Source organism: Streptomonospora sediminis, assembly GCF_054778995.1.
Window position 1 is genome coordinate 99,581 of the sequence record NZ_BAAGYZ010000112.1, and the last position, 17,918, is coordinate 117,498.

Here is a 17,918-nt window from a genome sequence, read left to right on the forward strand (position 1 = left end):
CGCGGTGCCCGGACCGGCGGTGCCCGGCGCGGCAGGTCCGGCTTCCCGCCGCATGCGGCCGGGGCGGGTGGCCGACTCTGCGGAAATGCTCAAGAATCTAAGCTGAGATGGGCATTTCGCCATGATCATCGCCGGAAACCCGCGACATAATCAAACAGGGCTCAGAACAACCCGCTCTGCACCACACCCAGCCCCAGCAGGACCGCGACCGCCCCCGCACGCATCGCCCGCTCGCCCGTGCGCAGGCGGGGCCAGGTCAGATACGCCAGCCAGCCGAAGAACGCCGCAAGCAGCACCAGCAGCACCGCGCCGACCGCGCCAGCCAGCGCCAGGCCCGCTATGAGCACCGCGCCCATGACCGCCGGAAGCAGGAGGCGCGGCGCGTTGTGCAGCCAGACCAGCGGGGCGGCGCTGCGGCGTTCGACCTCGCTGCGCAGCCGGCTCGCGCCGGGGGTGTAGAACGTGTCACCGGAGGGCAGGGGCCGCGATGCCCCGGCCGCGCCCGCCGTACTGCTGCGGGGCCGGCCCGCGGCCCGATTCTTGCGCTTGGCTGCCACTGTCTCCTCCGCCGTCGCCCCGCCGCCGCGCCCTGCCGCGGCGGCTCCTTTGGTGAAGCCTAGGGCGTGTGCGGCGGGTCCGTCCGTAGCGTGCGGCGCACTCGTGCGTGCCCGCGCGGGATGTGCGGGACGCCGCGGTGCGCGGGACGGGCGGGTGCTGCGCCGCACCGACCAGGCGGCCTGTGCGGTGCCGACTCGCGGACCGCGTTATTTTGTATGGGCGCCTACCGCAGGAACGGCGGCAGCGGCCCGGTAGAGATTCACCTGACTCGGATTTACCGGTCACTTACGCACGGTGACCTAGGTTTGACTCCTCCACCGCCGCAGGACACCCGTTGTCCGAATCCTCGGGCTCCGCAGCAGCAACGTCGGGAGAGTAGTTTTTCCGTGCCCAAGTTCAGTGTCATCGTGACCTTCGACGTCACCGAACCGCATCTGCAGGACAGTCTCGACTCCCTGGCGCGCCAGGACCAGGGCCGCGACGACATCGAGCTCGTCCTCGTGCCGGTTGCACACCACACCGGTCCGGGCGCCGGCGGCGCCGCGGTGGAGCCTGCGGCCTCGGGCGAGCCCGCCGAGGGCGCGGCCGGCGCCGCGGACCACCCCGCGGGCGCCCCCGCGGCCGAGGCCGACGACACCGACGACGAAGACCCCGACACCGACGCCGCCGCCGACACCGACGGCGGCGAGGACGCCGAGCGCCTCCAGGACACCCCCGACGAAGACAGCGACGAAGCCGTCGACACCGTCCGGGACGAAGGGCTCGCCGCCGCACGCGCCTTTGCCGCGGCCCCGCCCACCGGGCTTGCGGTGTCGCTGCGCGAGGACCCCGCCGGATCCCACCGCGAGGCCCGCAGCCGGGGCGCAACCGCCTCCAGCGGCGAATACCTGATGTTCGTGCGCGGCGGCGACACCCTCAGCAGCTATGCGCTGTCCTACCTGGCGGGCAGCCTCGACTCCTCCGGCTCCGATATCGCCGCCGGCGGGGTCTACCGCTTCAACGACCTGGGCACCCGCCCGTCGGCGGCCCACCGCAAGCTCTTCGCCACGACCCGCACCGGGGTCGACGCCCACGAACTGCCCGGGCTGCTGTCCGACCGGCGCCACGGCAACAAGCTGTGGCGCCGGTCGTTCTGGGACCGGCTGCCCGCCGGCACGTTCGCCCCAGCCCCCGAATCCGGCCAGGACCCCGACCACGACACCGACCTCGACGTGGTCCGCGCGCTGTTCGCCGCCCGCTCGGTCGACGTGCTCGCCGCGCCGGTCCACCTGCTGCGCGACCGCACCGCCACCGACGACCTCAGCTCGGCGCCGGCCCTCGCCCGCCGGCTCGCCGCGCTGACCGAACTCTCCGCCGCTCTCAGCGGCCCCGACCGCGACCTGTGGGACTCCCGGGCGCTGCGCAGCGACGTGCGCTCGGTCCTGCTGCGGCTGGACGACGCCGACGACGCCGCCCGCAAACTGTTCCTGGACCTGGCCAACGCCTACCTGGGCACGGTCTCGCGCACCGTCCTGGACTCCCTCGCCCCGCTGCACCGGCTCAACTACTTCCTGGTCCGCAAGCGCCAAGAAGCCCGCCTGCTGGAGGCCGTCACCTTCCAGAAGAGCGTCGAGCTGAAGAAGGCGCGTGTCGTGCGGCGCGGGCTGCACTACTACATGCGCTACCCGTTCTTCGAGGACACCGACGCCGGCGTGCCACGGGAGATCTACCGGGCCGATACCGAGCTGAAGGTCCGGCAGAAGACCGAGTCCATCGAATGGCGCGACGGCCGGCTGGTGGTCTCCGGCCGGCTGGGTATCCCGCACCTGCGCGCGGCCCGCCGCTGGCACCAGCACGTGGCCGCCTTTGCCGTCGACCGCGGCACCGGGCGGCGCATCCCCGTGCCCGTGAAAGTGCGCCGGGCCGCCGAGTACCGGCTGCCCGACCTGCCCTCGGCCGCCCGGCACGATTTCGGCGGCTTCGAGATCAGCGTCGACCCGCAACGCCTGCGCACCGGCGGGCGGTGGGAACCCGCCCACTGGCGGCTGGAACTGGTCGTGGTCAACCGCGGCCTGGTGCGCCGGCGCACTGTGGGCAACCCCGTCAGCGGCCCCCCGGAGCGCCCGCCTTACCACCAGGTGGCCGAGGACGTTTGGGTCCGCCCCAGCTGGAACCAGAGCCGGCAGCTCACCATCGCGGTCGCTCCGGTGCAGGCCCGCCTGACCGAACACCGCATCACCCGTGTGGGCGCCGGGCCCGAACTCGCGCTCAGCGGCGACTTCGTCGCACCGCCCGCAGCCGAGACCCGCCGGCTGCGGCTGGTCCGCTCGCCCGGCACGGCGCAGCTGGAGTACCCGCTGGAGGTCGACGGCGCGCGTTTCAGCGCGCGGGTGCCGATGGACGACCTGGTCGACAACGCGGTCGACGAGGGCACCCGGCTGCTGCGCCAGGAGCACTGGCACGCCGAGCTGGTCACGCCCGACGGCCGCACCGCTCCCGTGGTGCTGCCCGACGCCATCGAGTCCGCGGCCTACGAGGCCGTCGACGGCTACCACGAGGTCGCCGTGCAGCGCACCAGCACCGGCTACCTGCGCCTGCGCGGCGGCTGGGCCCACCCCGTGGTGCGCGACGTGTCCTGGTCGGGCCGCAACCTGGTGCTCGAGGGCGGCTACTGCGCCGATGCCCGTGCCGAACTCGTGTTCAAGGCCTTGGGACGCGACGAAGAGCACCCGGTTGCGCTCCAACGCGAGGCCGGCGGGTTCCGCGCGAACTTCACCCCTGCCGACATCCCCACGCTCTCGGGCACACTGCCGCTGCCCGCGGGCAGCTACCAACTGTGGGCGCGGGTGCGCCGCGACGACGGCACCTCCACCGACATCGGCGGCGAGATCGCCTCCGACCTGCTGCGGCGGCTGCCGCTGCGCATGGAGACCCCCGAACGCACCTTCACGTTCGAGGACTCCGGCAGCGAGATGCCCGTGCTGCGGGTCGGCAGCGACCTCCGCCCCGAGGAGAAAGGCACCTTCGCCCAGCAGCGGCTGCGCGAGACCGTCTACCCGGCATTGCGCAGCGAACCCCTGCAACCGGGCATCCTGTTCGACAGCTACACCGGGCGCCAGCTCTCCGACAGCCCGCACAGCATCTACGCCGAACTCCGCTCCCGCGGCGACTGGGCCGACCACCCGATGTCGTGGCTGGTCAAGGACGGCCAGGTGAACCTGCCCGGCGACCTGGCCCAGGTCCGCCACAACGGCCGCGACTACTACGAGGCGCTGGCCCGCAGCTCCTACCTGGTCACCAACTCCCGCCAGCCGTCGTGGTTCACCCGCCGGCCCGGCCAGGTGGTCGTGCAGACCTGGCACGGCTCGATGCTCAAGCGCATCGGCTTCGACATCGAGAACATCCGCGGCAAGTCCCGCGACTACCACGAGAAACTGGCCTGGGAGACCAAGCAGTGGGACTACCTGGTCTCACCGAGCCCGTGGGCGACCCCCATCCTGCGGCGCGCGTTCCGCTTCGAGGGCGAGATCCTCGAAACCGGCTACCCGCGCAACGACATCTTCTTCTCGCCCGAGCGCGGCGCCATCGCCGAACGCACCCGGCGCCGACTGGGCCTGCCCGAAGGCAAGAAGGTGGTGCTCTACGCACCGACCTGGCGCGACGACAAGTACTACACCCGCGGCAAGCACAAGCTCGACCTGCACCTGGACCTGCGCCGGATGTACGAAAAGCTCGGCGACGACCACGTGCTGCTGGTGCGGCGCCACCCGCGCGTCGTCGACAGCGTGCCGACCGTGGGCAGCGACTTCGTCTACGATGTGTCGCTCTACCCCGAGATCATGGAGCTGTTCCTGATCACCGATGTGCTGGTCACCGACTACTCGTCGATGATGTTCGACTTCGCCAACACCGGCCGCCCGATGCTGTTCTTCACCTACGACATCGAGGGCTACCGCGACAACCTGCGCGGGTTCTACTTCGACTTCGAGGAGACCGCTCCGGGGCCGCTGCTGACCACCTCCGACGACGTCATCGGCGCGCTGCTCGACACCGGCGGGGTCGCCGAGTCCTACAGCGGCAAGTACCGGGCCTTCACCGACCGGTTCTGCCCCTTGGACGACGGCAACGCGGCTGCGCGCGTGGCCGACCGCGTCTTCGGCGCCGCCGGCTGAGCCGGGTGGCCGCGCCGCCGCTCCGGGGGCTGCCCGCGGGTGAGAGGATGTGCCGGTGTTCGTCATCACCCGTTTCACCGTCCCAGCGGGCGAGGAGGACGGTTTCGTCGTCCGCGCCGAGACCGCCGTGGCGGCGCTCGCCCGGCGCCCCGGGTTCCGCGCCTCGCGCATCGGCCGCGCCGCCGACGACCCGCAGCTGTGGTCGGTGGTGACCGAATGGGACGGTCCCGGCGCCTACCGCCGGGCGCTGTCGAACTTCGACGTGCGTGTTGCCGCGGTACCGCTGCTGTCCGAGGCGCACAACGAGCCAAGCGCCTTCGAGCTGGTCTCGTCCCGCAGCGGCCCGGAGGCGGCCGAAGGCGGGCCCGGGGATCCCGCGGAACGGTAGCCGCCGCCGCGGGAATCGGCCCCGGCCGAATACCGGCCCGGCCGATACCGGTGCGGCGCGTATGGCCGTTAGTGCACGCCCGCTCGCACCAGTCCCTTAAGCTGGGCACTCACCCTTAGGCATTCCAGGTACACCAGGTACATCGCGTTGTGCGCGATCCGCCGACCGCCAGCCGGATGGAGAATCGAGAGAAGTTATGGCCGCCAAGTCAGAGGCATTGGACGCCCTCGTCAACCTCGCCAAGCGCCGGGGCCTGGTCTACCCCTCCAGCGAAATCTACGGGGGCCTGCGCGCCTCGTGGGACTACGGCCCGTTGGGCGTGGAGCTGAAGGGCAACGTCAAGCGCGAGTGGTGGCGTTCGATGGTCCAGGAGCGCGATGACGTCGTGGGCCTGGACTCCAGCGTGATCCTCGCCCGCGAGGTGTGGGAGGCATCCGGTCACGTAAACGCCTTTGTCGACCCGCTCACCGAGTGCCAGTCGTGCCACAAGCGCTTCCGCCCCGACCACCTCATCGAGGCCTACGAGGAGAAGCACGGCCACCCGCCGGAGAACGGCGTCGACGACCTTGCCTGCCCCAACTGCGGCGCGAAGAAGTCCTTTACCGAGCCGCGCATGTTCAACGCGATGCTGCGCACCTATCTGGGTGCCGTGCAGGACGACGAGTCGGGCCTGGCGTTCCTGCGGCCCGAAACCGCCCAGGGCATCTTCATCAACTACCTGAACGTGCAGCAGAGCTCGCGCAAGAAGATCCCGTTCGGTATCGGCCAGATCGGCAAGTCGTTCCGCAACGAGATCACGCCGGGCAACTTCATCTTCCGTACCCGCGAGTTCGAGCAGATGGAGATGGAGTTCTTCGTCCGTCCGGGCGACGACGAGGAATGGCACCAGTACTGGATCGACGGCCGCATGCAGTGGTACGCCGACCTGGGTATCTCAAAGGACAACCTGCGCCTTTACGAGCACCCGCAGGACAAGCTGTCGCACTACTCCAAGCGCACGGTCGACATCGAGTACCGGTTCAACTTCACCGGTTCGGAGTGGGGCGAGCTCGAAGGTATCGCCAACCGCACCGACTACGATCTGACCACCCATTCCCGGGCCTCGGGCGCCGACCTGACCTACTTCGATCAGGAGACCGAGGAGCGCTACACGCCCTACGTCATCGAGCCGGCCGCCGGTGTCGACCGTGCGGTGCTGACGTTCATGCTCGACGCCTACAACGTCGACGAGGCCCCCAACGCCAAGGGCAAGCTCGAGAAGCGCGCGGTGATGCGCCTCGACCCGCGCCTGGCGCCGGTCAAGGCGGCCGTGCTGCCGCTGTCGCGCAACACCGATCTCTCGCCCAAGGCCCGCGACCTTGCCGCGGCGCTGCGCAAGCGGTGGAACGTCGAGTTCGACGACGCCGGCGCGATCGGCCGCCGCTACCGGCGCCAGGACGAGATCGGTACCCCGTTCTGCGTGACCGTCGACTTCGACACCCTTGAGGACAACGCGGTCACAGTGCGGGAGCGCGACACCATGTCCCAGGAGCGGGTGTCGCTGGACCGGGTCGAGATGTACCTGGTGGAGCGCCTGCCCGGCTGCTGACGCGGTCCGGTTCGCGGGGCGGCGCCCGGCCGCCCCGCTGCCCGCCGACCGGGGCGCAGCGGCGGTGCGGCGGCGGGCCGCAGAACGTGAAGAGGCGACCGGACCCGGGGGGATTGGTCTCCGGTCGCCTCATCCTGGCTGCCGGATGCCCTGCACCCGGCGTACCGGTTCTCACGGTATATCGGGTATGCGGGCAGAGCGGGGACTTCGTGCCCGCTCGTCCGTTCCCGTAAGTGAATCGTGATTGATCGGACGTGCGCCGTACCGGCCGCCGGCGCCGTCGGCGCACGCCCGCGCCGGCCCGCGCGGCAACCCTGCCGCGCCGCCGGGAGACCGGCTCAGCCCGCCGTGTAGACGACGAACGAGACGGCGATGTACTGGCAGATGTAGGCGGCGATGGTCAGCGAGTGGAAGACCTCGTGGAACCCGAACCACCGCGGCGAGGGATCGGGCCGCTTCAGGCCGTAGACCACCGCGCCGGCGCTGTAAAGCAGCCCGCCGACCAGGACGAGGATCCAGGCGGCCGGGTGCGTGCCGCCGATCAGCTGCGGGATGAACAGCACCGCCACCCAGCCGATCGCCAGGTACAGCGCCGTGGACAGCCAGCGGGGCGCGTTCAGCCAGAACATCTTGAACAGCACCCCGGCAATGGCGCCGGTCCAGATCAGTGTCAGCATCGCGGTGCGCAGCCCGCCGCCGAGTACCAGGGTCACGAACGGTGTGTAGGTGCCGGCGATGATCAAGTAGATGTTGGCGTGGTCCATCCGCCGCAGCACCGCCACCGCGCGTGAGGACCAGCGGCCCACGTGGTAGATCGCCGAGGTGGAGAACAGCAGCACCGCGGTGGCGGCGTAGACGGCCGCCGCAATGCGGGCCGGCATGGTGGGGGCCAGGCTGACCAGGACGATCCCCGCCGCGAGTGCCGGCGGTGCGGTGCCCAGGTGCAGCCAGCCGCGCAACCGCGGCTTGACCGCCTCCATGATGTCGGCCGCGATCCCCATCGCGCCGTCGTGCTGCTGGCTGGGCGGTCGGGGGTCGTGACGCGTCCCCGACTCATCGGGCCGCTGTGCGCACACCTGGCTGCTCCGTCCTCCCTCGTGCCCTCCGCGGCGCGGGCGTCTGTGCAAGCCAACCGGGATCAGCGGGCCGGTGCGGGCGGACGCGCCGCGGTGTAGGCGCCTGGCTGGTCAGTCTAACCTACGCAACCGTAGGTTACCCAAGGGTAGGGGTGTGGCTCTCTGCACTCTCCGTACCGGCCGGGGGCTCCGCAGCGGCCGGCCGGTACCCGGGCCCACGGGGCTCCGGCCGGCCTGCGGCGCGCGGGAAGCTAAAGGTAGCTGCGCGCGCTGCGGGTGGACTTCACGCCGGGGATGGCGTTGTTGCGGAACGCGTCGACGAACAGGGAGCGGTCCTTGCGGGCCTGCTCGGCGTACTCGCGGGCGAAGGCGGTGTTCCAGGCGATGAACTCCTCCTCGCGGCCGTCGAGCAGGTTGATGATGGCCTCCTCGGTCTGGAAGGACACCAGCGACTGGTCGGAGTCGCGGTCGGAGACGCAGTGGGCCTTGGCCGTGGCCCGGCCCAGGTGGGCCACGACCGGGCCGATCTCGTCGGGCTCGGTCAGGTCGCTCCAGTCCAGGTCGGAGACGTAGGGGGAGAGCTCGCTGACGATGAAGCCGGTGCCGTCCATCTCGGTGTGGCCCAGCAGCGGGTCGGCGTGGGCCTGCAGCGCGCGCTGGGACACCGCGGTGCGGTGCCCGTGGTGCAGGAAGTAGTTCTTGATCTCGGGGTCGGTGACCACGCGGGAAGGTGCGGCCACGTTGCCCTGTTTCATCGACAGCACGATGTCGTTGTCGAGGGCCTCGCTGAAGCCCTCGATCAGCACGTTGTAGGCGGGCAGGCCGGCACTGCCGATGCCGAACCCGCTCTTGCCGACGACGTCCTTCACCCGGTAGGCGATCGAGTTGTAGCGCTTGTCGTCGGGGATCGTGGCGCGGTAGGCGTCAAAGGCCGCGCACACCCGGTCGCGCTCGCCGGGGTCCAGTTGGCGCACACCCGAGCCGTCGCGGAAGCGGCGCTCGTAGTTGTCCAGCTGGGTCATGGAGTCCAGCAGCGCGACGCGGCTGTTCATCCTGCTGTGCTGGAGCACCTCGCGGATCGCGCCGTCGGTGGTGTCCAGCCGCAGCGAGAACGCCTCGTCGCCGCTGTGCTCGGCGAACCAGCGCACCTGGTCGACATAGGCGCGCACGTAGGTGCCCACCAGCGCGTTGATGTCCTCGTCGGACAGCGCCTTGCGCCAGCTCAATAGGGCCACACTGGCCACGAACCGGCGGATGTCCCAGGTGTAGTGCCCCAGGTAGGCCTCGTCGAAGTCGTTGACGTCGAAGATGAGACGGCCCTGGGAGTCCATGTAGGTGCCGAAGTTCTCGGCGTGCAGGTCGCCCTGGATCCACACCCGGGAGGTGCGCTCGTCCACCCACGGGTCTTCGAGGCCGTCGACATCGGCGTAGAACAGGCAAGCGCTGCCGCGGTAGAAGGCGAAGGGGTCGGCCGCCATCTTGCGGAACTTGGTGCGGAAGGCGTCCGGTGCGGCCTCCATCAGCTCGGAGAACGCGTCGACGAGGGTTGCGGTGATCTGCTCTTGGCGCTCGGAGTCGGACGAGACTGGCACCAGTGTGTTGAATTCGGACATGGCCACATACTCCCAGCGCACTGTGGCGCCGCACACCACCGCTGGGCACGGGGCGGATAGTGCGACTGGTCACTTTTTTCCCGCCGGGTTCGGGGGTGCAGCGGCGGGGCCGGGGCCCGGGCGACTGGACCAGTAACGGCCGCGTCGCCCGCCACCGCGTCAGGTGCCGTGTCCGGCAGCGGAGCATACCTTTTCCACCTGCGGTTATGTCCCTGGTAGCGCCTCTTTCGGTTCGGTCTCGTCCGAGGGAGCGTCGATATTCGTCCAGACCATTGGTTTAGACCTTTTGGAATGACTCTACCTGCAAAAACTCTGTTTGTAGGGTGGGGTGCGAGGTCCGAACGCGTTCGCTGGGTAGAGTCGCGCGCATCCTAGGACGAGCGGCCGTTTCCGGTCCTTCCGACAGCAGGGAGCCACCGTGCCCAAGTACGTTTACGAATTCGCCGAGGGCAGCAAGGACCACAAGGACCTTCTCGGCGGCAAGGGCGCCAACCTCGCCGAGATGACCAACCTCGGCCTGCCGGTGCCCCCGGGGTTCACGATCACCACCGAGGCCTGCCGGCACTTCCTGACCCACGGCGACATGCCCGAAGGGCTCGACTCCGAGATCGCCGCCAAGCTCGATGCACTGGAACGGGCCATGGGCAAGCGGCTCGGCCAGGCCGACGACCCGCTGCTCGTCAGCGTGCGCTCCGGCGCCAAGTTCTCCATGCCGGGGATGATGGAGACCGTCCTCAACATCGGCCTGAACGACGAGTCGGTGCACGGCCTGGCCGCCCAGTCCGGTGACGAGCGCTTCGCCTGGGACTCCTACCGGCGGCTCATCCAGATGTTCGGCAAAACCGTCCAAGGCATCGGCGGCGAAGTGTTCGACGACGCCTTCGACGAGGTCAAACGGCAGAAGGGCGTCACCGGCGACCTGGATCTGGACGCCGCCGACCACCGCAAACTGGTCGACGTCTTCAAGGGCATCGTCGCCGAGCACACCGGCCGGGAATTCCCCGCCGACCCGCGCGAGCAGATGGACCAGGCCGTCCGGGCGGTGTTCGGATCCTGGAACGCCCCGCGCGCCGTGCTCTACCGCCGCCAGGAACGCATCCCGGTCGACCTGGGCACGGCGGTCAACGTCTGCGCCATGGTGTTCGGCAACCTGGGCATGGACTCCGGCACCGGAGTGGCCTTCACCCGCGACCCCGCATCCGGGCGCCAGGGCGTCTACGGCGACTACCTGCAAAACGCCCAGGGCGAGGACGTCGTGGCCGGCATCCGCAACACCGTCCCGCTCGCCGACCTGGAACGCCTCGACGCCGACAGCTACGCCGAGCTGCTGGCGATCATGGAGAAACTGGAGAACCACTACCGCGACCTGTGCGACATCGAGTTCACCATCGAGCGCGGCAAGCTGTGGATGCTGCAGACACGCGTGGGCAAGCGCACCGCCGCGGCGGCCTTCCGCATCGCCGACCAGCTCATCGACCAGGGCATGATCGGCCTGGACGAGGCGATTTCGCGCGTCACCGGCGACCAGCTCGCGCAGCTCATGTTCCCCCGGTTCGCCGAGGACGCCGCGGGACACCTGCTGGGTGCCGGCATGAACGCCTCGCCCGGCGCCGCGGTGGGCAAGGCCGTCTTCGACTCCTACACCGCCATCAAGTGGTCGCGCAGCGGCGAGGACGTCGTGCTGTGCCGCCGCGAGACCAACCCCGACGACCTGGAGGGCATGGTCTCGGCCGCGGGCATCCTCACCAGCCGCGGCGGCAAGACCAGCCACGCGGCCGTCGTCGCCCGCGGCATGGGCAAGACGTGCGTGTGCGGCGCCGAGGAACTCTCCATCGACACCAAGAACCGCCGGCTCACCGCCCCCGGCGGCGAAGTCGTCGAAGAGGGCGACGTCATCTCCATCGACGGCACCAGCGGCCGGGTCTACCTCGGCGCGGTGCCGGTGGTCGCCTCGCCGGTGGTGCGCTACTTCGAAGGCGAGATCGATCCGGCCTCCGACGAAGCCGACGACCTGGTCCGCGCCGTCGACCGCATCATGCACTACGCCGACGCCGCACGGCGGCTGCGGGTGCGCGCCAACGCCGACAATGCCGAGGACGCCTCCCGCGCCCGGCGCATGGGTGCAGAAGGCGTCGGGCTGTGCCGCACCGAGCACATGTTCCTCGGCGACCGCCGCCAGCTCGTCGAGCAGCTCATCCTCGCCGACACCGATGCCGAGCAGCAGGAAGCCCTGGACCGGCTGCTGCCGCTGCAGCGCGACGACTTCACCGAGGCCTTCGCGGCCATGGACGGCCTGCCGGTGACCGTGCGGCTGCTCGACCCGCCGCTGCACGAGTTCCTGCCCGACATCACCGAGCTGTCGGTGCGCGTGGCCGTCGCCGAGGCCCGCGGCGAGGGCCACGAGAACGACCTGCGGCTGCTGCAGGCCGTGCACAAACTGCACGAGCAGAACCCCATGCTCGGGCTGCGCGGGGTGCGCCTGGGGCTGGTGGTGCCCGGCCTGTTCACCATGCAGGTGCGCGCGATCGCCCAGGCCGCCGCCCAGCGGCTGCGCGACGGCGGCCGCCCCCGCCCCGAGGTGATGATCCCGCTGGTGGGCACCGTCCAGGAGCTGGAGATCATCCGCGAGGAGTCCACACAGGTGCTGCGCGAGGTCGGCGCCGCCTACGGCGTCGAGCTGGACTTCCCTGTGGGCACGATGATCGAGCTGCCGCGCGCCGCGCTGACGGCGGGGCAGATCGCCGAGAACGCCGAGTTCTTCTCGTTCGGCACCAACGACCTCACGCAGACCGTGTGGGGGTTCTCCCGCGACGACGTCGAAGCCTCGTTCTTCTCCGCCTACCTGGAGAAGGGCGTCTTCGGAATCTCGCCTTTCGAGTCGTTGGACATCGAGGGCGTGGGCCGGCTGATCGAGATCGCCGCCGCCGAGGGGCGCGCCGCCCGGCCCGGCATCAAACTGGGCGTGTGCGGCGAGCACGGCGGCGACCCCGACTCGGTGCACTTTTTCCACCGCGCCGGACTCGACTACGTATCGTGCTCGCCGTTCCGCGTACCCGTCGCCCGGCTGGAGGCGGGCCGGGCGGCGGCCCGCGGCTGAGGCAACGCCCCCTGCCGCCCCCGGGGATGGCCGCCGCAGGCCGCGCACCGCGTTGCGAGCAACGCAGCGCGCGGCCTGCGGCGGCCCCGTCCTGATACGGCCGCGCGTGTGCGCTGGGTGGTCGCCGGAGTCGATTATCGTCAGGCAGGTCCGACGATCACGAACCGGGGGTGACAGGTGCCAGCAGGGGGAGACGGCCGCGGTGCCGCCTGGCAGGACGGGGACGAACGGAACGGCGGCGAGGCCACGCGTGCCTTTGCCCGCTCCGTGCCCCACTCCGGACAGCCGGGCGTCTCCACCGGCGACACCCGGCCCTTCCACGGGGACCGCGCCGCGGCCACAACCACCGAGGACGCACCCGCACACGGTGCCCCGGACGGCCCCGACCGCCCCGACCACCCGGACCAGTCGGACCACCCGGATTCACCGCACGCGGAATCCGGTGGCGGTACCGGCGCGGGCGGAGCGGCGACCGCGGGCACCGGCGGCGACCGGACCCGCGTTCTGCGGCGGCCCGCTCCGGCGCCGGCCACGGAACCCGGGCCGCCGGAGGAACCCAGTCGGCCTGGGCGGGCCGGCCGGGCCGGCACATCCGGCGAATCGGACGGCCCGGACGAGCCAGGCGGCCGTGATGCGCCCGACGGCCCGCCCGCCCCGGCTCCCCGTCGGCGCCGCCGTGTCCGCATCCGCTGGATCGTGGCGCTCGTGCTGCTGCTCGCGGTGGGCACTCCGCCCGCCACCTGGGCGTGGGTGTGGTACACGGCGCGCATGGACGACCGCCCCGCATCCGACGCGATCCTGGTCCTGGGCGCCTCCCAGTACAACGGCCGCCCCTCGCCGGTCTTCGAGGCCCGGCTGTCCCACGCCGAGGAGCTCTACCGCGAGGGCGTGGCGCCCGTCGTCATCACCGTCGGCGGCAACCAGCCCTCCGACCACCACACCGAAGGCGAGGCGGGTCGGACCTGGCTGGTCGAACAGGGCGTGCCCGCCGGCGACGTCGTCGCCGTCGAGGAGGGCAACGATACCCTGCAGAGCATCGCGGCGGTCTCCGCGGTCGCCGACGCGAACGGCTGGTCCAGCATGGTGATCGTCAGCGACCCCTGGCACAGCCTGCGCTCCCGCCTGATGGCCGAGGACCGCGGCCTGGAGGCCGCCACGTCGCCGGCACGCTCGGGACCCGCGGTGATCGAGCGCGAAACCCAGCTCTGGTACATCACCCGCGAGACCGCCGCCCTCTGGTACTACTGGCTCTTCGGCGACAGCAGCGACATCGAGGTCGACGCGGTGTGATGGCGGTAAAGCCGGTGCGGGCGGGGCGGCCGGTGCCGCCCGCGGCGGAGTCCGGCAGGTCACGGTGCCGGCAGGGGCGGTCCCGGGCTCCCGTTGCGTAGAGTCGACTGTGACCATGTCAGCGAGCGACGAGACCCCACCGCCCGGCTACACCGCCCGCGACCTGCAGCGCTGGGCGCCCGAGCCCGCCAAGAGCCGCGCGCGCGGCCACTTCGAGCGTGACCGCGCCCGCGTGCTGCACAGCTTCGCGCTGCGCCGGCTGGCCGCCAAGACCCAGGTGGTGCAACCGGGCGCAAGCGACTTCCCGCGCACGCGGCTGACCCACTCGCTGGAGTGCGCCCAGATCGGCCGCGAGCTCGGCGGGTCGCTGGGCTGCGACCCCGACCTGGTCGAGGCCGCCTGTCTGGCCCACGACCTCGGGCACCCGCCCTTCGGCCACAACGGCGAGCGGGCGCTGGACACCGCCGCGGCGGCCTGCGGAGGTTTCGAGGGCAACGCGCAGAGCCTGCGGTTGCTCACCCGCCTGGAGGGCAAGATCGTCGTGGCCGGCGCCGCCGACCCGGCCGGGTCGGGCCCGGCCGGCCCGACGGGCGGATCGCCGCCGGCCGAGCCGGCCAGCGCAGGTCTCAACCTCACCCGGGCGACACTGGACGCGACCCTCAAGTACCCCTGGCCCCGGGACGGAGGCGGCGGCCACGGCAGCGGTCTGGACGGTCCGGCCGACGCCCGGGACGGCGCCGGCGACAGCGGGAAGTTCAACTGCTACCCCGACGACCTGCCGGTCTTCGAGTGGATCCGCGCGGGCGCCCCGCCCGCCACCGCAGGCGCCGCGCCGCCGATCTGCTTCGAGGCGCAGGTGATGGACTGGGCCGACGACGTCGCCTACTCGGTGCACGACCTGGAGGACGCGCTGTATGCCGGCATGATCCGGCTGCCTGCGCTGCATAGCTCCGCCGAACGCAACGCGGTGTGCGCGGTGGCCGCCGGTCTCTACACCGACGCCGGGGCGGGCGAACTGGAGGAGGTCTTCGCCGAGCTGATGGCCGAAGCGTTCTGGCCCAAGGAGTTCTCCGGCGACCTCGGCTCGCTGGCGGCGCTGAAGAACCTCACCAGCGAGCTCATCGGGCGCCTCTGCCGCTCCGCCGAACAGGCCACCCGCGCCGCGTGGGGGCCCGGACCCGGCACGCGCTACGCCGCCGACCTCGCCGTCCCGCGCCGCAGTCTGCTCGAATGCGCGCTGCTCAAGGCGCTGACCGCCCACTACGTCATGGCGCGCTCGGAGGCGGTGGCCTACCAGGCCCGCGAGCGCGAGATCATCGCCGAACTGGTCGCCGCGGTCCGCCTCGGCGCTCCCGCCACCCTCGACGGCCCCTTCCGCGCCGCCTACGAGCGGGCCCCCGACGACGCCGCGGCGCTGCGCGTGGTCATCGACCAGGTGGCCTCCCTGACCGACACCTCCGCCCGCGCTTGGCACGACCGGTTGGTGACCTGACCGACCGGCACTGCGGTTGGCGCCGACCGGGCGATCCGGGGCGGGCCGGGCCCGTCGGTCGGCACCAGGGCAGCGGGCTGGCCCACGATCACAGGCGCCGCCACCCGCTCGGCGCGCCACCTGGCCGTGAGTCGTACACTGGCCCGGCAGACCGTGCAGTCGCGCCCGTTTACGGGTGCACGACCGAGGAGGTGGTACCCCATTCCCGCTGTACCGGGTAGGGCGCTCCCCTCCTGCGGTCTTCGGCCTGCACTGGCCTAACGGGCCGCGGGGGGTGCCCCTTCGGCTCCCCTGGAAGGTCCCGATGTCGGCTTCACCAGCATTGATTTCCCAGTTTTCCCACTCCGCCGCCGTCGCCAGGCTGCGGGCCGCGGGCTGCGTCTTCGCTGAGGACGAGGTGCGCATGCTCGTCTCCGCCGCCCATGATCCCGGCGAATTCGGCGCGCTGGTCGAGCGGCGCGCCGGCGGGCTCCCGCTCGAACACGTCGTCGGCTGGGCCGAGTTCCGCGGCCTGCGCATCGCCGTCGACCCCGGCGTTTTCGTGCCCCGCCGCCGCACCGAGTCGCTGGTCGAACTGGCGGCGGGGCTCGCGCCCGAGCGTCCGCTGGTGGTCGACCTGTGCTGCGGGTCCGGCGCGCTGGGCGCCGCCCTGGCCGCGGTGCGGCCCGGCGCCGAACTCCACGCCGCCGACGCCGATCCCGCAGCGGCGGCCTGCGCCCGGCGCAACGTGGTGGATGCTTGCACGGCCATCGCGGGACGGGTCTACGAGGGCGACCTCTACGATGCCCTCCCGCGCCGGCTGCGCGGCCGCGTCGACGTGCTGCTGGCCAACGTGCCCTACGTGCCCACCGGCGAGATCGGCCTGCTGCCCGGAGAGGCGCGCGACCACGAGGCGCGCATGGCGCTGGACGGCGGCGCGGACGGCCTGGAGACCCTGCGCCGGGTCAGCGCCGGGGCAGCGGACTGGCTGGCTCCGGGCGGCTGCCTGCTGTTCGAGACGAGTGAGCGCCAGGCGTCCGCGGCGGTGGCCATCGCCGCCGGCGACGGCCTCCTTGCCCGCGTGTCGGTCGACGACGAGGCCGAAGCCACGGTCGTCGTCGCACACCGCCCGTCCGCTGAGCGGCCTTGCCACCGGTCGACCGACAGGTGATCCGGACTCAATAGCAGCACAGACGACCGCAGGCGGCCCGGGCACGCGGCCATCAGTCCCACGCAGGTGGCGAGGTGCCCGCCGCGGCCGCGGACAGCCCGGGGCATGCGGCGCGCTGGGCAGGCGGGCCGCCGCCCGCCGCCACCAACGCTCCATCATGCGGAAATGCCCAAATCCAGCGCTGCATTTGGGCATTTCCGCATGATCATCGCCGAACCCCGCCCGCCCCGCCGCCCCCAGCGCCGGTCCTGCGCTCCTGCGCGGTGCACGGAGTGGCGGGCGCCGGGTGGGCGGGGCTCGGCCGCCGCCGGTCTGTTTTGTGACTCGGATTACGTTCCCCTCTTGACGCCCCTGAATGTTAGCGCTAACAATGTTGGCCACATCACTCAGACGTCAAGCCGCAGGCCGAGTAGGTGGAGCACGCATGTCGGTACCCGTTGGGCGCAGTCCGGTCATGGCCGACGTTGCGCGGCTGGCCGGGGTCTCCCATCAGACCGTCTCGCGCGTGCTCAACGGGCACCCCAACGTCCGCGCCGAGACGCAGGCCCGGGTCCAGGCCGCGATCGAGGAACTGGGCTACCGCCGCAACTCCTCTGCGCGGGCGCTGGTCACCCGGCGCACCGGCGTGATCGGCGTCGTCGCCTTCGACACCACGCATTACGGCCCGGCCCAGACCCTGTCCGGAATCGAGCACGCCGCGCGCGCCGACGGCTACTTCCTCAGCGTGGTGACCCTGCAGACCGTCACCCGCGAGGCGGTCAGCGAGGCGATGGACTACCTCGCCCAGCAGTCGGTCGAGGGCTACATCGTGATCGCACCCAAGCGCGCGGTCGTCGAAGGGCTGGCGGGCCAGCCCGCCGAACGCCCCGTGGTGGCCGTCGAGGGCGGCGAGGCCCCCGATCTGCCGGTGGTCTGCGTCGACCAGGTCGGCGGCGGCTACCTGGCCGCGCGCCACCTGTTGGACCTGGGCCACCGCACGGTCCACCACATCGCCGGCCCCGGCGACTGGCTGGAGGCCGAAGGGCGCGCCGCCGGCTGGCGGCGCGCGCTGGAGGAGGCCGGCGCGCCGGTGCCCGAACCGCTCTACGGCGACTGGCGCCCCCGGTCGGGCTACCGGATCGGCTCCAAGCTGGCCGGTTCCACCGAGGTCAGCGCCGTGTTCGTGGCCAACGACCAGATGGCGCTGGGGGTGCTGCGGGCATTGGGCGAGTCGGGTGTGCGGGTGCCCGAGGACGTCAGCGTGATCGGTTTCGACGACATCCCCGAGTCCGAGTTCTTCACCCCGCCGCTCACCACGGTGGCCCAGGACTTCAGCGAAGTCGGCCGCCGGGGGATCGGGCTGCTGATCGACCTGTTGGAGGAACCCGACGACACCGTCCCGGCGGGCCCGGCGCGCAGCGTGGTCCCCGCGCGCCTGGTCACCCGGGCCAGCACCGCACCCGTCCGCGCCTAGCCGCACCGCGCTTGGAGGAACCCCCAGTGGCCAATACGAGTGTTAGCGCTCACAACGGCGCT

Annotated in this window: 11 protein-coding genes; 8 read left to right on the forward strand and 3 right to left on the reverse strand. The window is 71.6% G+C overall.

Translation table 11 applies throughout. The features are described from left to right. Positions 1 to 161: 161 nt before the first annotated feature. Positions 162 to 557, reverse strand: coding sequence for a DUF6703 family protein (locus ACYVD5_RS21840; RefSeq protein WP_461002977.1), 396 nt, complete (start codon positions 555 to 557; stop codon positions 162 to 164). A gap of 387 nt (positions 558 to 944) precedes the next feature. On the opposite strand from ACYVD5_RS21840, the gene ACYVD5_RS21845 reads away from it, so the two are divergent. The 3 genes from ACYVD5_RS21845 (at position 945) to ACYVD5_RS21855 (ending at position 6,685) form a co-directional block, all read left to right on the forward strand. Beyond that, positions 945 to 4,709 (forward strand): CDP-glycerol glycerophosphotransferase family protein, encoded by a 3,765-nt coding sequence (locus ACYVD5_RS21845; protein WP_461002978.1) that lies wholly within the window; start codon positions 945 to 947, stop codon positions 4,707 to 4,709. Positions 4,710 to 4,764: 55 nt separating this feature from the next. Beyond that, complete coding sequence (locus ACYVD5_RS21850; protein WP_461002979.1) at positions 4,765 to 5,097, forward strand: antibiotic biosynthesis monooxygenase family protein; 333 nt, start codon at positions 4,765 to 4,767, stop codon at positions 5,095 to 5,097. Positions 5,098 to 5,293: 196 nt separating this feature from the next. Beyond that, complete coding sequence (locus ACYVD5_RS21855) at positions 5,294 to 6,685, forward strand: glycine--tRNA ligase (protein WP_461002980.1); 1,392 nt, start codon at positions 5,294 to 5,296, stop codon at positions 6,683 to 6,685. 338 nt (positions 6,686 to 7,023) lie between these two features. On the opposite strand, the gene trhA is transcribed toward ACYVD5_RS21855, so the two are convergent. Together trhA and ACYVD5_RS21865 are read right to left on the reverse strand one after the other, a co-directional pair. Beyond that, positions 7,024 to 7,686, reverse strand: coding sequence for a PAQR family membrane homeostasis protein TrhA (gene trhA / locus ACYVD5_RS21860; protein WP_461003001.1), 663 nt, complete (start codon positions 7,684 to 7,686; stop codon positions 7,024 to 7,026). Between the two features lie 326 nt (positions 7,687 to 8,012). Beyond that, positions 8,013 to 9,374, reverse strand: coding sequence for a DUF2252 domain-containing protein (locus tag ACYVD5_RS21865; RefSeq protein ID WP_461002981.1), 1,362 nt, complete (start codon positions 9,372 to 9,374; stop codon positions 8,013 to 8,015). A 418-nt stretch (positions 9,375 to 9,792) separates the two neighbouring features. Between ACYVD5_RS21865 and ppdK the strand changes: the two genes are divergently transcribed. The 5 genes from ppdK (at position 9,793) to ACYVD5_RS21890 (ending at position 17,856) form a co-directional block, all read left to right on the forward strand. Beyond that, positions 9,793 to 12,471, forward strand: coding sequence for a pyruvate, phosphate dikinase (gene ppdK / locus ACYVD5_RS21870; protein ID WP_461002982.1), 2,679 nt, complete (start codon positions 9,793 to 9,795; stop codon positions 12,469 to 12,471). Between the two features lie 177 nt (positions 12,472 to 12,648). Next, the gene (locus ACYVD5_RS21875; RefSeq protein WP_461002983.1) at positions 12,649 to 13,761 is read left to right on the forward strand and encodes a YdcF family protein; all 1,113 of its coding nucleotides are present in this window, start codon (positions 12,649 to 12,651) and stop codon (positions 13,759 to 13,761) included. A 115-nt stretch (positions 13,762 to 13,876) separates the two neighbouring features. Then, entirely contained in the window at positions 13,877 to 15,253 is a 1,377-nt protein-coding gene (locus tag ACYVD5_RS21880) for a deoxyguanosinetriphosphate triphosphohydrolase (protein WP_461002984.1), read from the forward strand. 304 nt (positions 15,254 to 15,557) lie between these two features. Next, complete coding sequence (locus tag ACYVD5_RS21885) at positions 15,558 to 16,403, forward strand: putative protein N(5)-glutamine methyltransferase (RefSeq protein ID WP_461002985.1); 846 nt, start codon at positions 15,558 to 15,560, stop codon at positions 16,401 to 16,403. Positions 16,404 to 16,827: 424 nt separating this feature from the next. After that, positions 16,828 to 17,856: a LacI family DNA-binding transcriptional regulator gene (locus ACYVD5_RS21890; protein ID WP_461002986.1), complete on the forward strand. Its 1,029-nt coding sequence runs from the start codon at positions 16,828 to 16,830 to the stop codon at positions 17,854 to 17,856. Positions 17,857 to 17,918 lie beyond the last annotated feature (62 nt).